A 21165-nucleotide genomic window follows, 5' to 3' on the forward strand; every position below is an offset into this window, starting at 1 on the left:
CGATCCGATAGCTTACAGATAACCCATCGGATCGACCGCTGTTCCATTTACCCGTACTTCAAAGTGACAGTGTGGTCCGGTAGAATTACCGGTCGAACCTACTTCGGCAATCTTTTGGCCTTTGCTAACACTCTGGCCTGAAGATACCATCACACCACCATTACGGATATGACCGTACAATGTCTGAATACCATTGCCGTGATCGATAATAACAGCATTACCATAGCCGCTCATTGCTCCTGCTACGACTACTGTACCACCGTCTGCTGCAATAATAGGCGTGCCCTGAGGTGCTGCAAAATCCACACCCGCGTGCAATTTGTAAATACCGGTAACCGGGTTGGTCCGATAACCAAACGGAGAAGACAGACGAGCGCCAATAACAGGCACACCCAGCAGTCCAGTACCGCTGGCCTGGTAACCCCCGCCTCCACCACCGCTGCTACCGCCCGAAGAACTTCCTCCACCGGATGCCGCCGCTGCGGCAGCGGCTGCTGCAGCTTCTGCGGCCGCACGCGCTTCGGCTGCTGCTCGTTCTTGGGCTTCGGCAGCTGTTTTCTCACGATACAGAGCTGCACGTCTGTCAGCCAGATCCCACAGTGCCTGCTCCTGCTCTGCTGTTGCTTCTTCGGCATTCTCGATCTGCAGGTCGTATTTGGCAATCAGACGCTGTTTTTCGTTTTCTTTGGCATTCAGTTCACCTTTGCGTTCTGCTTTTTCAGCATACAGGCTTTTGGCATAGGCATACTGTGCTTTTAATTTATTTTGAGTCACAATGACAAATTGTTTGTCTTTCTCATGCTGTGCCAGGATATCCTGATCCTGGTCTACAATCATACGCAGCGAATCTGCGCGCTCTACAAAATCGGAAAAGCTGGTGGAAGACATCAGTACATCCAGATAGGATACTCTGCCATCCGTATACATCAGTCTTACGCGCGTATCAATCATGCCTTCACGTGCCTTGATACGTTCTTTGGCTTCGGCCAGATCTTTTTTGGACTGACGCAGACCCGATTCGGTCTTCGTTATATTATTGGACACCCGTGACAGCTGGCTGTTCACTTCATTAATCGCCTGCAGTACGTTACTCAGGTTTTTTTGAGCGCTTTTCTTCAGTGCTGCCGATTTTTGCTTTTGAGCCTGTGCTTTTTTCTGCTGCAGTTCAGCCTTGTGAGCCTTTTGCTCGACGGCGTTCAGTTCTTTTTGAATCTCGCTCGAAGATTTGGCAGCATATCCGTGTCCAGGTTGTACCACTGCAGCGGCCAATAACATGATGGCCATGACTGATGCGACTTTTTTCAATTGTTTTCCCATCCTTTTAACATTTATAGGTTGTTTGAAATAGTCGATTCCGGCATTCAGCAATTACGTCAACTTTATTATCGGCAGCCTGAGTGGATACCTTGATAGTTTTCAAACATTTTCTGGTAAATTATTGAATTAAACTTTCAGGAAACGGCGAATCGATACCGTACTTCCCCATACTCCGATCACAATGCCCAGTGCAAGCAGCAATCCGCCGAGCCACAGCCAGATTTGCTGCAGCGGGATCAGTGTGACCATGGAGGCCATGCTGAGTGAAGTCACCGAAGCGACAACCAGCTGATGATACCCGACAAACAGAATAATAATAGTCACGATCGATCCAATCCCGCCCAGCAGTGCCCCTTCTATAAAGAACGGCCACCGGATAAACTGATTGGTCGCACCGACAAGCTTCATAATACTGATCTCCCGGCGGCGTGCCAGGATCGTCACACGAATTGTATTGGCAATCAGGAACATCGCCATCAGTGCCAGAGCCGCAACCAGGATCAATCCAATATTGCGGATCAATGCTGTAACCTTGAACAAGGTCTGTACCGTCTCACCACCATAACGTACTTTGAGAATCGGCTTCTCTACATGCTCCGTATTGAGTGCTTCGATCTTTTGAGCAACAAAAGGTACAGTGGTTGCTTCGATTACCTGCACCCGGAAAGCATCCGGCAGCGGGTTGTTATCTTTGGCATAGCCTTCAAGGAAGCTTTCGCCGCCCTCGCCGAGGTTCTCACGCAGCTCTTCCAATCCCTTATCCTTGGGGATATAACGGATATTGCTGACTTCCGGCATTTTGCTAATTTCGTCCTGCAGCTGTTCGCGCAGGTCTTGATTCACATTCAGTTCCAAAAATACATTGACTTCTACCTGACTGTCAGCCTGGTCTGCCAGGTTATTGACATTAAAAACGAGCAGTATAAATACGCCCAAAATAAACAGGGACACAATAATCGAGGTGATGGACGCTATCGACATCCATCCGTTGCGGAATACGCTTCTAAACCCTTCCCGCATGTGCCGCAAGAAGGTACTAAAATTCATAACCGTACTCCCCTCTGATCTGGTCTCTGACAATCATACCGTTCTCAATCGCCAGTACGCGTCGACGCATGGAATTGACGATATCTCTATTATGTGTAGCCATAATGATCGTGGTCCCCCGAAAATTAATTTCGTCCAGCAGCTGCATAATCCCGTAGGATGTCTCCGGATCAAGGTTACCTGTCGGCTCGTCCGCAATAATCACAGAAGGATTATTGACGATCGCTCTGGCAATCGCGATCCGCTGCTGTTCCCCGCCGGACAGATGGTCCGGATAACGATTGGCTTTGCTTTGCAGACCGACAAGATCGAGCACTTCCATGACCCGCTTTTTGATCTGCCGTCTTGGCGCTTCGATAACTTCCATGGCAAAAGCGACATTCTCGTAGGCAGTCAGCTTGGGCAGCAGACGGAAATCCTGGAAAATGACGCCTATATTCCGGCGCAGCAGCGGAATTTTGCGCTGCTTGAGCTTGCTCAAATTAAAGCCGTTTACCGAAATCTGTCCTTTGGTCGGCTGTTCTTCGCGGTACATTAATTTCATAAAGGTGGACTTGCCGGCTCCGGAAGGCCCGACCACGTATACAAACTCATTACGGTCAATTTTTACGGAAACACCTTGCAGGGCATGAGCACCATTCGGGTACGTTTTCCATACGTCTTGCATCTCTATCAATTCATCACTTCCTAAGCACAGGTTCAATTATGACAATAACATTCGCTTCATAGGTAACGGGAAACGCAATAATCATAAGGTTTTGACCAGATTTATGAACAATTCAACAATCTCTATTGTAACAAATTCGTTACCTCTTGAGTACTATAATAACGCGAAAATATCCACAGAATCAAAAAAGCCCGATTTCATTTTGACAATGAAACCGGGCTTTCTGCTGTGTTCTTAGGCTGCTAACGGGCTCAGCCCTTTTTCATATTCGGTTTGGCAGTGGCTGAATCGGAAGATATCGCCCGGCTGCCACCCATCAGTGCCACGGCAATCAACGCACCGATCGCCGGGATAATCGCCCAGCCAAATGTACCGGCGACCGATACCGTCAATGCCTGACGGATCATTTCCAGAACAGCTGCCGGTATCCGCGACTGCATTTCTTCCGATAAAAGGGCTCTCGGATCAATAGCCGAAAGATCCATGCCGGCCGGCTGCGATCCGCCTGTGCCTATCTGCTCGTTGATTCTGCCGCTGAGCAGACTGCGCTGTACCAATCCGAATACAGTCACGCCAATCGACATGCCCAGCGAACGGACAAAGGAAAGCGTGGAATTGGCTGCACCGCGCTGCCGGAAATCAAATTCCTGAATTCCGCTAATCCCCAGCACGGAAAAGGAGAATCCGATACCAAACCCGGTGATCGCCAGATCGGTTACCAGCAGCCAGGTAGGAGTATCTGCTGTCAGACGACTGAGCAGGAACATGCCAAAGGTAAATACAACCGCCGAGAACAGCATAATTCGGCGAAACGGCATTTTATTAACCAGAATACCACCCATCATCGCAGCAATCACCGAGCCAATCGTCATCGGCATCAGCGTCAGACCGGAGTTCACTGCTGTGCCTCCGGTAACTCCCTGTACATAAATAGGAATATATAATGTAACCGTAATAAAGGCGGCTCCATAAAAGAACGATGCCGCTACACTGCCTGCAAACAGCTGCTTGCGGAACATCGGGAACGAAATAATCGGCTCTGCCGCACGGCGCTCCACCAGTACAAAAGCAGCTGCCAGCACAATAAAACAGCTGAACAAACCGATAATCACTGCCGAATTCCACGCATACGTGCCCCCGCCCAGCTCCAGCGCAAACATCAGGGATACAACCGCACCAACGAGCAGACCGGCACCTGCCCAGTCAATCTTTTGCCGCGAACGTTCCAGGGATTCCTTGTAAAAGATAACGATCAGCAGCAAGGATACAATGCCTAATGGTACATTGATATAGAATACCCACCGCCAGCTGAAATACTCGGTAATATAAGCGCCCAGCAGGGGCCCAAACAAACTGGACATTCCAAATACCGCTCCCAGTAGACCTGTCATTTTGCCCCGTTTTTCCGGTGGAAACGTATCAAACACGATTGTAAACGCAATCGGTACCAGCGCGCCGCCTCCAATTCCCTGGATCGCCCGGTAAATACTGAGCTCTACAATCGAATGCGCAGTTCCGCACAAGATCGAACCGATCATAAACATTACCAGTCCAAAAATAAAAAATCGTCGCCGTCCATACATATCGGATAATTTACCGAAAATCGGTGTTCCTGCCAGCGAAGCCACCAGATAAGCAGAAGTCACCCAGACAAACTGATCAAACCCGCCCAGATCGCCAACAATCGTCGCGATGGCAGTCGCTACAATCGTGTTGTCGATTGAAGCGATAAATATACCCAGCAGCAGTCCTGCTACAATCCAGCCGGTTTTTAACGTGCTTTTTTGAGCTACCGCTCTTTGAGCCATAGTTACACACCCCTTATTTTGCTTTCACCATTGCCTTGTGATCACATGCAACAATACATATGTTGATATTAACACAATTTTAATAAAATGACCCATCGGTCATAAAATATATTTAGATACTAATCTTCATTCTCAATTTCCACAGAAAAAGAGACGCTCTCTAGAGAAAGCGTCTCTTTTTTTGATTTTTTTTCTTACTATTTTTGTTTTTCGAAATATTGACGTATGTCTTCCGGCTTATCAGGTTCCAACAGCACATCGTTGTTTTGGAAAAGAATAATCTGTGGATCTCGCTGAAGGCCAAAGATTTTTTCGTAATTATAAGTCTGATCATCTTTTATATTGATCAAGGATACATTTACTATAGGATCCTCAATTCGGATATGATTATTAATGTAGTCGACATTAGTTTGTAAATCCCTAATAAATGATTCTTCTAGAGACTTCTTGCTGAAAACAATTATTGAAATCTCTTCACTCTTCTTTTGGCTACTTAGTAAATGCCCGATAGCTTTTTCACGGTTATTTGCACCGCAACCTGTAAGTAATACAACAAGTATTAAAAAAACGAAAATTTTACGCATGGATCCCCCTTTGATGAATAACTAGTTAAAATTATTATTGAGCTTTTGCATTTACAGTATAACTATAATTGTTGATAACACTAGTCTACGGTGCTGATTTATCACCACATTTTTCTCGAATCCTATTTTGCCTAGATTGCCTACATTAAATACTTAAATAAAACTCAGAAATTGACCAAGAACATTCATGTTGCCCTTTGGATCATTATTAGATAATAAAAAGACCATGATCTTCTTATTATAGAAGGATCAAGGTCTTATCATTATTATGCTTCTTTTACCAACACCCTACAAAGTAACCCCATTTTTGAAAATGGCAATCTCGCGGAAGTTATTCTTCTCGTTATTTACCCAGCGTCCGCTGGCTACCTCGATAATGTAATCGATAAAATCAGCCAGACAGTCTTCCATTGTCGTCTCTTCTACCAGCACCCCTGCATTGTAATCAATCCAGTGCGGCTTGTTGGCGTACAGCGGCGAATTGGTGGACACCTTCATCGTAGGCACAAACGAACCAAATGGTGTGCCTCTGCCTGTCGTGAAAATCACCAGCTGGCATCCCGCAGCTCCGAGTGCCGAGGAAGCGACCAGATCATTCCCCGGCGCACTGAGCAGATTGAGCCCGCGCTTTTGCAGCCGTTCTCCGTACTGCAGCACATCCTGTACAGTAGACATACCGGATTTCTGTGTACAGCCGAGCGACTTGTCTTCCAGCGTAGTGATTCCGCCGGCTTTGTTGCCTGGCGATGGATTCTCATATACAGGTTGTTTGTAATCGAGAAAGTACTGTTTGAAGTCATTAATCAGATGCACGATTTTGCCGAATACCTGTTCATCGGCTGCACGCTCCATCAGAATCTTCTCGGCGCCGAACATTTCGGGCACTTCGGTCAGTACCGTTGTTCCGCCCTGGGCTGCCATATAATCCGACAGTTTGCCGAGTAGCGGATTCGCGGTAATACCGGATAATCCATCGGAGCCGCCGCATTTCAGACCGATTCGGAGTTCGGACAGTGGAATCTCTTCACGTCTGTCTTGCGAAGCACTCTGATAAATTTGCCGAAGCAGCTCCACACCTGCTTCTACTTCATCCGATACGATCTGGGAGACAAGAAACTTGACTCTCGACTCATCATAATCACCAATCGCCTTTTTGAAGTCTTCCATTATATTATTCTCGCAGCCCAGACCGAGTACAAGTACGCCGCCGGCATTCGGATGTCTGACTGCATCGGCCAGAATGGTCTGGGTATGCAGATGATCGTCACCCAGCTGGGAACAGCCGTAGCTGTGCTTGAGTACAAGCGCATTTTCAAAAGGAGCCAGCTCGTCCAGTTCTGCCTGGAACTGTTTGAGGATCATCTCGGCAATCCCATTAACACAGCCTACTGTCGGCACAATCCACAGCTCATTACGGATGCCCACTTCTCCATTCGCCCGGCGGTAGCCCTGAAAAGTACGATTTTCCAAATGATAGGGAATCGAAAACGTACGCGGTTCATACCGATATTCCTCCACACCGGTCAGGTTGGTTTTAGCATTATGTGTATGCACATGGCTGCCTGCCGGAATGCGCTGCAGAGCATGACCGATCGGATAACCGTATTTAATAATATTGTGATCGGGTTCGATCGTCTCGATTGCAATTTTGTGTCCGCGGGCTACATCTTCCTGCAGGACAATCTGACGCTCCCCTGCCGGAATGGTCTCGCCACGACGGTAATCGCGCAGAGCCACCACCACATTATCCTGTTCATTAATCTGTATCATCTCAAGCACGGTAACAGCCTCCCTGTTGTTTGGATATGCATTTAGACGGCCAATGTGCCATGGGTCATCAGCTCACGCAGCGCCTGGCGGATACCTTCTGTCCGGATCTGGTACAGATAGCGACTGGTCTGCTCGGTCAGCCCCGGTATTTCGTTCAGATTCATCCCCCAAAAGGAAGTCTGTCCGAATACACTGCTTACCAGCTGCTTCATATCTTCTGCGGTATCCTGATATTGTGACCAGATCTGGCGGAAGTAATCCAGAACAGCACTGTTATCTGCCAGTTGAATCGGCTCACCTTCACGTTCTCCACGGTAAAAGGCGATCAGGGCTGCCAGGGAGAAGGTCAGTCTTTCCGGCAGTCTACCCTGTTCCTCTACAAAAGCAGTCAGTGTAGGCAGATCCCGTGTTTTGAATTTGGAAATAGAATTCAGGGCGATGCTCATTACATAATGCTCTACATACGGATTGCGGAATCGTTCCAGCACCGCTGCAGCAAAAGCAGTCAGTTCTTCGGCAGGCAGATCCAGTGTCGGAATAATCTCTTCATCAATCAGCTCACGGACAAAGCTGCCTACCAGTTCATCCTCTACAGCCTGTCCTACCGTCTCCAGCCCATACAGATACGCTACCGGCGTAAGCGCTGTGTGTGCGCCGTTCAGAATACGCACTTTGCGCGTCCGATAAGGGGCCATATCTTCGACGACCTTCACCTGCAGTCCCGCCGCTTCAGCCGGGAATTCCTGTGCAATCCAGGCAGGTCCTTCGATTACCCACAAGTGAAATGGTTCACCTACTACGACAAAGGAATCCTCATAACCGAGTTCTGCGGTAATGTGCGGCATACGCTGCTTGGGATAACCCGGTACGATCCGGTCTACTAGACTGCAGCAGAATGTATTGGCTTCTTCCAGCCAGCTGACGAACTCGCTCTCCAGTCCCCATAACTTGCTGTACTGAAGCACGATATCTTTTAGTACTTCACCATTGCGATCAATCAGCTCACACGGTATGATGATGAACCCTTTGGAACGATCCCCACCGAAATGAAGATAACGGCGATATAGCAGCGCAGTCAGCTTGCCGGGATAGCTTCTCTGCGGACGATCTTCCAGTCGATCTTCCGGCTGAAAAGCGATACCAGCCTCCGTCGTGTTGGAGACGATAAAACGCAGTTCCGGTTGATACGCCAGCTCTTCGTACACTTCATAACGGGCATACGGATCAATGCCCCGTGTGACACATTCCATCACCTGATGCTCCTGCAGCGCCTGTCCATTTTGTATGCCTTCCAGATAAACGGTATACAGCCCATCCTGCTCATTCAGCTGCTCTGCCATTCCATTTGCCAGCGGCTGTACAATGACTACGCCTCCGTTAAAATCCGCTTTGCGGTTCATCTGATCAATCTGCCAGTCTGCAAAAGCCCGTAAAAAGTTGCCTTCTCCAAATTGCAGTACTTTCTCCGGATATCGCTCTGCCGGATGATTATTCCGATTCAGTCGTTGCATAATTATCGCCTCCGTTAATTGATTCATTGTCCACATGGATTCCTTATAAAAAGCAAGGCTTGCCGAATCTCGGATGAGACTGCCAGAATCGAGGAGGATCAGAGCAGATACAGATTCAACAAGCCGTCTATTCATACTTTTATTCTAAATTTATGCACACGTTAACAAAATGAATTAAATCACACTTTTGAAGAAAAGAAATTCGCTGCTTTCCCCCGGTTCATAGAAAGTGGTAAGCAGCGAATGCACTGCTGTAGCTGCTTTCCATGAACCGGGGATATAGCAGAATTCTGCTCGCCGGGTTAGCTGCCGGATCGAACGGCCGCGGACTGCCGCTCGATCAGCTGAGTCTCCAGAAATATCAATTCTTCCCGGTTGGCATCTTCTTCGATCCGTTCCATGATTTTCTCGGCGCCATGTGCGCTGATCTGTTCAATCGGCCGCTTGACGGTAGTCAGTGCCGGATTCGTATAACGGGCAAAATTGATATCATCGAATCCGATAACCGACACATCTTCCGGCACGTTGTACCCCAGTGCATAGGCAGCATTCATCGCTCCGATAGCCATATCATCATTGGAACAGAATACGGCTGTTGGCGGTGTCGGCAGCTGCAATAGCTGACGCATCGCCTGGTGACCACTCTCGGTCGTATAATCGCCGGCGATCCGGTACTCCTGCGGAACCGTTTTGCCGCTCTGTTCGATGGCTTCGAGGAATCCTGCCCGGCGCTGCTCGGTGGACTTGAATCCTTTGATACCTTCAATAATAGCGATCCGCTCATGACCCTGCTCGATCAGATATCGTCCGGCTTCACGGGAACCTTCCCGGTCATTGGAGACGATATTGACAAAGTCTCCTCCCGGAATCAGCCGATTCAGCACAACCAGCGGAATATTCTGCTCCAGCACATGCTCGATAAACTCGTTGTCCGCGTCACTCTGACTCATCAAAATAATGCCATCGAACCGCTTACGGTGAATCGTAGAGAAATCCTCGTAATCATCGATCCCGCGTACGAACAAATTGTAGCCGATGCCGACCACCGAGTTCACTCCCCGGATCGTCGCTGCAAAAAAGCTGCTGCTTGTACCGGTTGAAATACTTGTAAAAAACAGTCCAATCGTATGGGAACGCTGCAGTACGAGACTTTTGGCATTGTAGTTGGGAATATAGTTCACTTCACGCGCGATTTCCATAATTTTGCGCTTGGTTACTTCCTTGATCAGCGGGCTGTTATTGAGTGCACGAGATACTGTTGTATGAGAGACATTGGCGAGTCTGGCAATGTCCTTGATCGTAGCCGCCATATGCATACCTTCCTTTTCCGTAACTTGAGTATCGATCCGGCCGCATCCTGTAATGACGATACCGGACAGATCAGACGCTTAACTGTCGTCTGCTTTCCCCTAAGAATACCATACTATGCATATTGACCATAATAAGAACTGCCCTGCTGCGCTATGCTTTTTCTCGCTGCATTATAAATGGCTGGTATGATGCTCTACTGCTGATTGCGCAGCTTCAGCTCGGCAACGATCTCTTCGTGCTTGCTGTCGGTAAGTTTGTACATGAATCCGATAATCAGCATGGCAATAGCGAGTGCGATCGCCGGATACAGACAGAGCAGACCTTTGATCCCGAGCAGCGTACCTGCGCTTTGTGCGACATTCGGAATATAACCAACCAGTCCGAGTCCGATACCGGACAAAGTACCTGCCAGCGATTGGGCCAGTTTGCGGGAGAAGTTGAACAGCGAGTAGGTAATACCGTCTTTGCGCTCACCGGATTCCCACTCCCCGTAATCGATAATATCCGATACAAATGCCCAGGTGATCCCGTTCGGAATACTGATCCCGATAAAAGCAATACTCGCAAGAATCGTGAACAGAACTACATTGGATGGTGCCAGAAAGTTGATCGTATCCGCAATTACGCTCACTCCAAGACCGATCATTGCAGTATTGCGTTTACCGAACTTTTTGACCAGCTTGGGCAGGAACAGCACCCCGATAAAGGAAGAACCGATAATAATAAAGTTCATGTATGCCATCAATTCCACGTTACCCAGATTATACTGGGCAAAGTACACCAGCATCGCCGACTTGATATTGTAAGCCGAAATGGTAAATACGGTCATCAGTACCAGTACCAGCAGCGGTTTGTTGCTGATAAATGTTTTGATGATCAGCCAAGGCGTTAATTTTTCTCTCGGTGGTGACTGATTGACCACCCGTTCACGGGTTCCTTTATAACAGAAGAAGAAAGCGATTACCCCAATCAGCGACATAATCCCCATGACGACAGGATAGCCGACTTTGGGATTGGCAAAATGCACGATAATCGGCATAACGATAACACTCGTTACGAACAATGCTCCCAGCGAACCGGCCTGTCGGAAAGAAGACAGCGAGGCTCGTTCCACTGTATCCTGCGTAATCGCTGCTCCGAGTGAACCATAAGGAATATTGACAAAGGAATAGCCGATGCCCCAGATCATATAGGAAGCATACGCATAGATCAGCTTGCCAGAGGTCGACAGATTAGGCGAAATAAAGGTCAGGATCGTCAGAATCGCCAGCGCGATACTGCCCATAATCAGATAAGGTCTGAATTTGCCGCGAGGTCCGATATTTTTGCGATAATCAATACTGGAGCCGACAATCGGGTCACAGAATGCCGCAAACAGTTTGCTCGCTGCAAAGATACCACCGGCTGCAATCGCCGGTATGCCAGCAACGTCTGTGAAGAATTTCAACAAATACAGCTGCCCCAGGTCGAACATGAATCCGTTTCCAAAGTCGCCCATGCCATAGGATATTTTTTCCTTGAGGCTGATCTTCGTTGTCGCTGCCTGTTCCTCGACATGTACAGGCTTTAATGCTGTTGCTCCCATCTGTAACACTTCCTTCAATTGATTTAGTGAAATATTTCACATTATTAAATAAGACGTACCGGATTCTGCCCGGATACCAGCGGATATGCTGGCATCCGGCAAGAAATGTCCGGCTTTCTAAATTAAGAGCGGCTGCTGACTACTGCAGGAAAGTTGAAATACTGCTCGGCATTGTTGTAACAGATTCCCTCTACCAGGCTGCTCAGCAGCTGTGGATCATTCGGCGCTTCGCCGCTCTCCACCCAGCTGCCCAGCAGATCGCACAGCAGACGACGGAAATATTCATGCCGGGTATACGACAGGAAGCTGCGGGAATCGGTCAGCATACCGACAAAGCGGGACAGTACACCCAGGTTACCGAGAATGCGCATCTGCTCGCGGATGCCATCACGATGATCGTTGTACCACCATGAAGTACCGAACTGGATTTTGCCTGGAATGCCTCCACCCTGGAAGCTGCCTGCTGCACTAGCCAGTACGTGATAATCATTCGGATTCAGGGAATACAGAATTGTTTTCGGCAATCCGCCGGCATTCTCCATCGCATCCAGCAGGGAGACAAGCGGCTGGGCAATTACCCCGTCATTGATAGAATCATATCCGGTATCCGGTCCCAACTTGGCAAAAGCAACTGAATTGTTGTTGCGCAAGGCATGAATATGCAGCTGCATCGCCCAGCCCAATTCCGCATACAGGCTGCTCAGGAAGACCAGCGTATAGCTCTTATGCTTGGCTTCTTCTTCCGGACTGACCTGTCCCTGTTCCAGCAGTCGGGTGAAAATCTCGCTAGCTTCTTCTTTTGTCGTATCCGCGTACATGACTTTGTCGATCGCATGGTCAGAGACGCGTCCGCCGGCTTCATGGAAGAAGCGTACTCTTTTCTCCAGAGCAGCGAGGAATTCATCATAGCTGCGTATGTCGGAACCATGTACTACGCTCAGTTTCTCCAGCCATGGCTTGAAAGTCGCGCGGTTGACTTCCAGTGCCTTATCCGGACGGAAGCTTGGCAGCACAGCTGTCTCGAATCCGCTGATTTCGCGAATTTGAGCGTGGTACTCCAGCGAATCGACAGGATCATCTGTAGTGCACACGACAGTCACTTTGGATTTGGTGATCAGATCACGTGCGCCAAAGCCCGGTCCCTGCAGCTGTTTGTTCACCTTTTCCCAGATCGCCGGAGCAGAGTGTTCATTCAGCAGTTCATATACGCCAAAGAAACGCTGCAATTCCAGATGGGTCCAGTGATACAGCGGGTTGCCGATCAGCTGCGGTACTGTACGTGCCCAGGCCAGAAATTTGTCATAATCTTCGGCTTCTCCGGTAATATAGCGTTCCTCAATCCCATTGGCGCGCATGACCCGCCATTTGTAGTGATCGCCGTATAGCCAGGCTTCGGTTATATTTTTGAACGTTTTATTTTCAAAAATCTCCTGTGGGCTTAGATGGCAATGATAGTCAATAATAGGCATTTCTTTGGCTGTACCATGATACAGTTGAATCGCAGTTTCACTGTTTAACAAAAAATTCTCATCCAAAAACGTTTTAGCCATGTTCGTCATTCCCTTCGCAATGTATGCTGGTACTTCACATGATCGTCTGTCTGAATTCAAATTGTTAACGTTAACATTTACAACTTCATTGTAGCTGTTTTTGACGAATACGCAATACAATTTCCTGTTTTTTCTTGTTACAGTTATTTGAAAATGTATACACTGTTACTGTAACAGATATCACAGATAAAATTCGTGGATCACGATCTATCATTTGGAGAGCGTTACATTTCCTGTACGGATATGCTTTCATTATTGTTTCTTTTCATTACATTATTTTGCTGGAGCTGGATTTTGTTTTAGGGGCGTTCTTTTTCTTTCTTCTTCCCGTTAATTATAGTAATGATATAGCTGACTGCTTGCCCAGTTTGGTTCTATTAGGGTCTGTATAATCAATATAATTAGCATCCGGACTGTTATTATTCCTCAGAGAAGTCATATAACGTTCTTATTATTTGGCTGTTCAATATGACTTTTTGCATATAATCGGTTTCCTGCTTCTATCGGCACAAGATGATCTGTAAGCCAAAAAGCAGCAGTCTTATACAGACTGCTGCTTCTCAAATGTACTATTTAGGATGGACCTGACAGGATACACATTTGCTTTCCTGCCTGATCCATCCTATTTTCATTTCTATACAAACGCCATTATTTTCCGGCCGATTCAGCCATCTATCGATACCCGTCCAGTATGCGATCAGGTATGCTGCTCCAGCCACTGTACTGTATGCTGTAGTTTGCCTCCAGCACGTTCGATAGCCTGCTCCACCTGTACGGTTGCTGTACCGCCATATACGTTACGGGCATTCACGACCGTCTCCGGCTGCAGTACCTGATAGATCGTATCGTCAAACAGCGGAGAGAAGTTCTGGAACTCGTCCAGTGTCAGATCAAGCAGATACTTGCCTTCCTGGATGCAATACAGCACCGTTTTACCGATAACTTCATGCGCCTGACGGAAAGGCAGACCTTTACCCACGAGGAAATCCGCAATATCGGTCGCATTGGAAAAGTCCTTGTTGACCGCTTCGCGCATCCGGCCGGTATTGACCTTCATCGTCGCGATCATCGGTGCGAACAGCTGCAGGGCGCCTTCCAGCGTCGCTACCGTATCGAACATGCCTTCTTTGTCTTCCTGCATATCTTTGTTGTAAGCAAGCGGCAGGGATTTGAGTACGGTCAGCAGACCGATCAGATTGCCATATACCCGTCCGGTTTTGCCGCGTACCAGCTCGGCAACATCCGGATTTTTCTTCTGTGGCATAATGCTGCTGCCCGTGCAGAATGCATCATCCAATTCGACAAAGTTGAACTCGGTACTGCTCCACAGCACCAACTCTTCGCTCAAACGGGACAAATGCGTCATGATCAGCGAGGCACCGGACAGGAACTCGACGATAAAGTCGCGATCGCTGACCGCATCCAGACTGTTTTCATACACAGCATCGAATCCGAGCTGTTCGGCTACGAAATGACGATCGATCGGGAAGGTCGTCCCTGCGAGCGCACCTGCTCCGAGCGGCAGTACGTTAATACGCTTGTAGCTGTCCTTGAGACGGTCAATATCCCGTTCGAACATGGATACATATGCCATCAGATGATGAGGGAACAGGATCGGCTGGGCACGCTGCAGATGCGTATAGCCCGGCACGATGGTGTCCATATTGCTTTTGGCCTGGGTAATCAGGGATTCCTGCAGTGCATGCAGCAGCCCGATCAGCTCGACGACCCGCTTGCGCAGATACAGATGCATATCGGTCGCGACCTGATCGTTACGGCTACGTCCGGTATGCAGCTTGCCGCCGACAGCGCCGACTTCCTCGATCAGATGCTTTTCAATATTCATATGGATATCTTCATCCGAGACGGAGAATTGTACTTCACCCGCCTGGATCTTGGATAATACTTTATTCAGACCGGCTTTGATCGTCTCTACATCTTCTGCAGGTACGATGCCGCATTTGCCCAGCATGGTGACATGAGCGAGACTGCCCTGGATATCTTCTTCTGCAAGTGCTTTATCGAAATGGATAGAGGCTGTATATTCCTCCACCAGATGGTTGGTTTGTTTGGTAAAACGTCCGCCCCATAGTTTGCTCATGCTGTTGGTCACACTCCCTGTTTGGCTTGTGCTGCTGCCTGCTGTACACCTGCATTTACCTTGAGACGCAGTGCGTTCAGCTGGATAAATCCTGCCGCATCGCCCTGATCATAGGCATTGGTCGGATCGGCTTCCATTGTAGCGATATCCGGGTTGTACAGGCTGACCGGACTGCTCAGTCCTGCCGCGATGATATTGCCTTTGTACAGTTTGACTTTGACGGTACCGGTGATGTTCTTCTGGCTCTCGGTTACCAGTGCCTGAAGTGCCAGGCGCTCCGGTGCGAACCAGAATCCATTGTAGACCAGATTCGCATAACGGGTAATCAGCGAGTCGCGCAGACTCATTACTTCGCGGTCCATCGTCAGGGACTCCATTTTGCGGTGAGCGGTGAACAGGATCGTGCCGCCCGGTGTCTCGTATACGCCGCGGCTCTTCATACCGACAAAGCGATTCTCGACCATATCGACGCGGCCGATACCATGCTTGCCGCCCAGCTCATTGAGCTTCTCCATCACTTCCAGCGGTGTCATGGATTGACCGTTCAGAGCGATACAGTTTCCTTTTTCAAATTGCAGTTCCAGCATTTCCGGCTGATCCGGTGCATCCTCCGGCGATACGCTGAGTACGAACATATCTTTGTTGCTCTCTGCACTTGCGTCAAAGTCCGGATCTTCCAGTACGCCGCTCTCATAGCTGATATGCAGCAGGTTACGGTCGGTAGAGTATGGCTTGGCAGCCGATGCCGTTACCGGAATACCGTGGGACTCCGCATAAGCGATCATCTCGGCACGTCCCGGGAAGTCCTCACGGAATTTCTCCAGACGCCATGGAGCGATTACCTGAATCTCCGGTGCGAGTGCAGCAGCATTCAATTCGAAGCGTACCTGGTCGTTTCCTTTACCCGTCGCGCCGTGAGCAATAGCGATTGCTCCCTCGGCACGGGCGATCTCGACCATACGCTTGGCGATCAACGGACGCGCAATACTCGTGCCGAGCAGATATTGTCCTTCATATAGTGCGCCTGCCTGGAACATGGGATAAATGAAATCTTCGGCAAATTCAGCACGCAGATCATCGATATAGACTTTGGAGGCGCCGGTAGCAAGTGCTTTTTCTTCCAGACCGTCCAGTTCGTCCGCTTGTCCGATATCGGCAGTAAAGGTAATAATTTCGGCGTCATACGTTTCTTTGAGCCACTTCAGAATGATCGATGTATCCAGACCGCCGGAATAGGCGAGTACAATTTTATCTTTAGCCATAAGTAGGTTCCTCCAGTTACTGATTCGCTTTGTATTGGTTGCTGCTTTTGGTCATACTCTTTATTTCATGGGGCTTCTATGGATCGTAGCTACACTCTGTAGAATAGCAATGGCTGATAGGTTCGGCTTTCTTGTATATCTGTCATGCACTATCCCAATAGATCGCTTGTTATTTTGCTATTTCTGCAGATCTTAACCGATCAGCGCAGCCATGATAGCTTTCTGTGCATGCAGACGATTCTCTGCTTCATCGAAAATAACACTGTTCGGTCCATCAATCACACCTGCGCTTACTTCTTCGCCGCGGTGGGCCGGCAGACAGTGCAGGAATATATAATCCGGCTTGGCATGGCTAACGAGTGCTTCATTTACCTGATAGTCGGCAAATGCCTGCTCACGGATCTTCTGCTCTTCCTCAAAGCCCATGCTGGCCCATACATCGGTATAAATCACATCTGCATCCTGCACTGCTTCCTGCGGATCGCGTACGACTTTGACCGTCGCTCCGCTCTCGGCTGCCAGCTGCTCGCACTGCTTGATCACAGCAGGATCAGGCTCATACCCTTCCGGGCTCGCTACATACACGTCCAGGCCGACCCGTGCGCCGCCAATCATCAGGGAATGCGCCATATTGTTGCCATCGCCGATGTAGGCTAATTTGAGCCCTTTCAGCTTGCCCTTCTGCTCCACGATCGTCTGGAAGTCTGCCAGCACCTGACAAGGGTGTCCCAGATCGCTCAGCCCGTTAATCACCGGGATGTCTGCATATTTCGCCAGTTCGGTTACATTTTCATGACCGAATGTACGGATCATGATGCCATCCAGATAACGTGACATGACGCGTGCTGTATCGGCAATCGTCTCGCCGCGTCCCATCTGGATATCGTTTTTGCTGAGGAACAGGGCATGTCCACCCAGCTGATAGGTTCCCACTTCAAAAGAAACCCGTGTACGTGTCGAGGACTTTTCAAAAATCAGACCTACTGTTTTACCTTCCAGCGGACGGTAGACTTCTCCTGCTTTTTGCTTACGCTTCAGCTCAATCGCCAGTTCGATCAGAAAGTTGATTTCTTCCGCTGTATAATCGCTGAGTTCCACAAAATCCTTGCCTTTGAAATGACTGAGTTCCAGTTGATTCTGCTGTGCTGCATCTGCCATACTGTTTTCCCCCTTGTCGGATATGGTCGCCTGTCCTGCTATCTATACGCCGCTCGGTCCGGAAGCACTGACTACCGGAGCATATTCATGAATAATCTCACTCAAGATCTGGACTGCCTGATCAATTTCCTGCTCGGTGATCAGCAGATTCGGCAGCAGACGAATTACGTTAGGTCCTGCATTGACGAACAGCAGCCCTTTTTCCTGTCCGGCCATAATCAATTCGTTCACCGGTGCTGCACATTCCATCCCGATCATCAGACCCTTGCCGCGAATTTCTTTGACAAAAGAATGACCCGACAGCTTGTCATGCAGCTGCTGCATCAGATAGTCGCCCATCTGGGCGGCATGCTCGATCACGTTTTGTTCCTGCATCGTCTCCAGCGTTGCAATCACTGCTGCAGTTGCCAGTGGTGTACCACCAAAGGTAGAGCCATGACTGCCTGCTGTAAAGGCTTCTTTGAGATAATCTTTGCCGACCATCGCGCCGACCGGGAATCCGCTCGCCAGTCCCTTGGCCAGTGTGAAAATATCCGGCTCAATGCCGTAATGTTCAAAAGAGAGCAGTTTCCCTGTCCGCCCCATACCCGTCTGAATCTCATCGATAATGAGCAGCAGTCCATGCTGCTTGCACAGCTCTGCTACTGCCTGTACATATTCCGTTTCAGCCGGATACACGCCGCCTTCCGCCTGGATCATCTCCAGCATCACTGCTGCCGTATGCGGTCCAATCGCTGACTGGAGTGCTTCCAGATCATTCAGCGCTACCGTAACGAAACCGGCCGGCAGAGGATGGAATCCTTCTTTGACCTTGTCCTGTCCAGTCGCTGTCAGAGTAGCCAGCGTACGTCCATGGAATGATTGGGTAAAGGTAATAATTTCGTAGCGATCTGCGCCCTTTACCTTTTGCTGATACTTGCGTGCCAGCTTGATCGCTGCTTCATTGGCTTCGGCCCCGCTGTTGCAAAAAAATACGGCATCGCCGGAAGTCATGGAAGTCAGCAGCTGCGCTGCTTTTTCCTGATTCGGGATCTGGAACAAATTCGAGGTATGCCACAGCTCGTCGAGCTGCTGCTTGAGCTTGTCGGCTACTGCTGCCGGAGCATGACCCAGATTGGTTACAGCCAGTCCGCACATAAAGTCCAGATACTTTTTGCCATTCACATCCCACAGGTAGCTGCCTTGTCCTTTTGCAAAAGCAAGCGGGTATCGTGCATACGTCGGGAATAATGCACTTTCCTTGTTCGGTTGTGATTGCTGCTGGTTATTTGCCAGATTAGCCATACGGGTCACGCTCCTCTGAATTGGTAGTTGGTGCTGTAGAAATCTTGTTTTTACTGAAAGACATCTTAGTTAATACAGATTTTGTGCTCTAGGAATCATTGGCTGATTATCGATTCATTACGAACGATACGGGTACCTACGGCATCGCCGCGAAGTACACGACTCAGTATCTGCGGTTCACTGCCATCCACAATAATGACCTGTTGTACGTCTCCCTGGATACAGGCAATGGCTGCTTTCACCTTGGGGATCATGCCGCCATAGATTTCACCGGTAGCAATCATCTCGTCGATCTCGCTGATCGTTACACGCGGCAATACCTGTTTCTCGCCGTCTACCGTGCGCATAATTCCCGGCACATCGGTGACGACGATCATTCGCGGTACACCCAGATGCGAAGCGACCGCTCCGGCTGCCGTATCGGCATTGATATTATATCGCTGTCCAACAGCATCGGCGCCGACCGGTGCAATAACCGGAATATAACCCAGCTGGACAATCGCACGAATAATCGAGGCTTCTACATAAGTGACGTCGCCGACCAGACCGACTTCTGCCGAGTTGCTTACCGGTCGTGCCTGAATCAGTCCGCCATCTACACCCGATATCCCGATTGCTTTAGCATGACTGCCTTGAATGCGGCGGACAATCTGCTTGTTGATGCTGCCGGACAGTACCATTTCCACCACATCCAGCACCTGCTCGGTCGTCTTGCGCAGTCCGCCGACAAATTCGGTTTCAATGCCCAGCCGGGTCAGATTATCCGATATGGCAGGGCCGCCCCCGTGTACGATGACAGGCGTAATCCCCGATTCCTGAATATGTTTCAGGTCTTCAAAAAAGGAGGCGGGCAGGGCCGCCAGCGTACTTCCACCGCACTTCATCACAAAGGTACGATCGGCTGCAATTTCAGTCATAATGAAGTCCCCCTGTTCTAGTTAAGTGCGGTAGGCTGCATTGATGCGGACGTAATCATATGTCAGATCACAGCCCCATGCGAGCGCCTGTCCTTCGCCATAATGCAGATCCACGACGATTTGTACGGTATCGCCCTGTAGATACTTCAGTGCCGCTTCTTCATCAAATGGTACCGGTCTGGAGCCGGTCAGTACTACGATATCGCCGAGGCGAATGTTTACTGTATCCACGTTTACCGGTTCACCGGCGCGACCGACAGCTGCAATGATCCGTCCCCAGTTGGCGTCTGCTCCGAACATCGCGGATTTGACCAGGCTGGATCCAATCACGGTTTTGGCAATCGCACGCGCAGACAGATCACTGATAGCGCCGTTTACAACCACTTCCACCAGCTTGGTCGCGCCTTCGCCATCTCTTGCTATCGATTTGGCCAGATGTTCGCATACATGCCGGAATCCTGCTGCAAAAGCTTTCCAATCCGGATGCCCCGGCGTCAATGCCTCATGCTCGGCCAGTCCACTTGCCATCGCTACCAGCATGTCATTGGTACTGGTATCACCATCTACCGTAATCATGTTAAATGTCTGATCGGTTGTCTCCCGCAGCAGCTGCTGCAGATGCTCTCCCGAGATCACCGCGTCGGTTGTCATAAATGCCAGCATAGTGGCCATATTCGGATGAATCATACCCGATCCCTTGGCCGCTCCTGCAATATGTACCTGTTGACCGTTCACCTGTACAGCGACGCATATTTCCTTTTTGACCAGATCGGTTGTCAGAATCGCCTGACAGAATTCCTCTGCATGTTCCGGCTGATTGCCGATTGCCACTGGCAGCTGCGCAATACCTGCAGTGACGCAGTCCATTTTTAGCAGTTCACCAATAACGCCGGTCGAAGCTACCGCCACCTCATCTTCCGCCAGTCCGAGCTGGCTTGCGGTCTGTGCACGCATCGTATAGGCATCCTGCTCGCCCTGCTGTCCGGTACAGGCGTTGGCATTGCCGCTATTCACCACTACGGCGCGCAGCGTTCCATTGACCAGACTCTGACGAGTAACCTGAAGCGGCGCTGCCTGGAACAGATTGGTCGTATACACCGCAGCCGCTGCTGCCGGTACACTGCATACAATCACACCCAGATCATTACGCTCTGTTTTTTTTAGTCCGCAATGCAGCCCTGCTGCCTGAAATCCCTGCGGAGTAACAATCGTTCCGCTTGGAACCGGCTCAAACAATGATTGTGACATGATAACTCCTCTCGCTTTCCCGTAGGCACTATATATGCTGTATAT

At 49.4% G+C, this 21165-nt stretch carries 16 protein-coding genes; all 16 read right to left on the minus strand.

The window, feature by feature from the left end:
• Nucleotides 1–12: 12 nt before the first annotated feature.
• Nucleotides 13–1305, minus strand: a complete 1293-nt coding sequence (locus AR543_RS22515; RefSeq protein ID WP_060536495.1) for a murein hydrolase activator EnvC family protein — start codon at nt 1303–1305, stop codon at nt 13–15.
• A gap of 138 nt (nt 1306–1443) precedes the next feature.
• A complete protein-coding gene (gene ftsX, locus AR543_RS22520) occupies nt 1444–2364 on the minus strand; it encodes a permease-like cell division protein FtsX (RefSeq protein WP_060536496.1) in 921 nt (306 codons plus the stop codon).
• Nucleotides 2354–3040, minus strand: a complete 687-nt coding sequence (gene ftsE / locus AR543_RS22525) for a cell division ATP-binding protein FtsE (RefSeq protein WP_017815490.1) — start codon at nt 3038–3040, stop codon at nt 2354–2356. The genes ftsX and ftsE overlap by 11 nt, the downstream gene beginning before the upstream one ends.
• Before the next feature lie 242 nt (nt 3041–3282).
• Nucleotides 3283–4839 carry an MDR family MFS transporter gene (locus tag AR543_RS22530; protein WP_060536497.1) on the minus strand — a complete coding sequence of 519 codons (1557 nt, stop codon included), beginning with the start codon at nt 4837–4839 and terminating at the stop codon, nt 3283–3285.
• 197 nt (nt 4840–5036) lie between these two features.
• Nucleotides 5037–5423, minus strand: coding sequence for a membrane lipoprotein lipid attachment site-containing protein (locus AR543_RS22535; RefSeq protein WP_060536498.1), 387 nt, complete (start codon nt 5421–5423; stop codon nt 5037–5039).
• A 288-nt stretch (nt 5424–5711) separates the two neighbouring features.
• Nucleotides 5712–7202 carry a UxaA family hydrolase gene (locus AR543_RS22540; protein ID WP_060536499.1) on the minus strand — a complete coding sequence of 497 codons (1491 nt, stop codon included), beginning with the start codon at nt 7200–7202 and terminating at the stop codon, nt 5712–5714.
• 32 nt (nt 7203–7234) lie between these two features.
• Complete coding sequence (locus tag AR543_RS22545; protein WP_227871800.1) at nt 7235–8704, minus strand: tagaturonate reductase; 1470 nt, start codon at nt 8702–8704, stop codon at nt 7235–7237.
• A gap of 302 nt (nt 8705–9006) precedes the next feature.
• Nucleotides 9007–10014, minus strand: a complete 1008-nt coding sequence (locus AR543_RS22550) for a LacI family DNA-binding transcriptional regulator (protein WP_060536501.1) — start codon at nt 10012–10014, stop codon at nt 9007–9009.
• 194 nt (nt 10015–10208) lie between these two features.
• A complete protein-coding gene (locus AR543_RS22555) occupies nt 10209–11600 on the minus strand; it encodes an MFS transporter (RefSeq protein ID WP_060536502.1) in 1392 nt (463 codons plus the stop codon).
• A 122-nt stretch (nt 11601–11722) separates the two neighbouring features.
• Nucleotides 11723–13150, minus strand: a complete 1428-nt coding sequence (gene uxaC, locus AR543_RS22560; protein WP_060536503.1) for a glucuronate isomerase — start codon at nt 13148–13150, stop codon at nt 11723–11725.
• A 697-nt stretch (nt 13151–13847) separates the two neighbouring features.
• Nucleotides 13848–15251, minus strand: coding sequence for an argininosuccinate lyase (gene argH / locus AR543_RS22565; RefSeq protein ID WP_060536504.1), 1404 nt, complete (start codon nt 15249–15251; stop codon nt 13848–13850).
• Between the two features lie 8 nt (nt 15252–15259).
• Nucleotides 15260–16513 (minus strand): argininosuccinate synthase, encoded by a 1254-nt coding sequence (locus AR543_RS22570; RefSeq protein ID WP_046227694.1) that lies wholly within the window; start codon nt 16511–16513, stop codon nt 15260–15262.
• 192 nt (nt 16514–16705) lie between these two features.
• Nucleotides 16706–17671, minus strand: a complete 966-nt coding sequence (argF, locus tag AR543_RS22575; protein ID WP_060536505.1) for an ornithine carbamoyltransferase — start codon at nt 17669–17671, stop codon at nt 16706–16708.
• A gap of 42 nt (nt 17672–17713) precedes the next feature.
• Nucleotides 17714–18955, minus strand: coding sequence for an acetylornithine transaminase (locus tag AR543_RS22580; RefSeq protein ID WP_060536506.1), 1242 nt, complete (start codon nt 18953–18955; stop codon nt 17714–17716).
• 95 nt (nt 18956–19050) lie between these two features.
• Nucleotides 19051–19872, minus strand: coding sequence for an acetylglutamate kinase (argB, locus tag AR543_RS22585; protein ID WP_060536507.1), 822 nt, complete (start codon nt 19870–19872; stop codon nt 19051–19053).
• A 21-nt stretch (nt 19873–19893) separates the two neighbouring features.
• Nucleotides 19894–21120, minus strand: coding sequence for a bifunctional glutamate N-acetyltransferase/amino-acid acetyltransferase ArgJ (argJ, locus tag AR543_RS22590; RefSeq protein WP_060536508.1), 1227 nt, complete (start codon nt 21118–21120; stop codon nt 19894–19896).
• Nucleotides 21121–21165 lie beyond the last annotated feature (45 nt).

This window comes from Paenibacillus bovis (assembly GCF_001421015.2).
Classification (GTDB): domain Bacteria; phylum Bacillota; class Bacilli; order Paenibacillales; family Paenibacillaceae; genus Saccharibacillus; species Saccharibacillus bovis.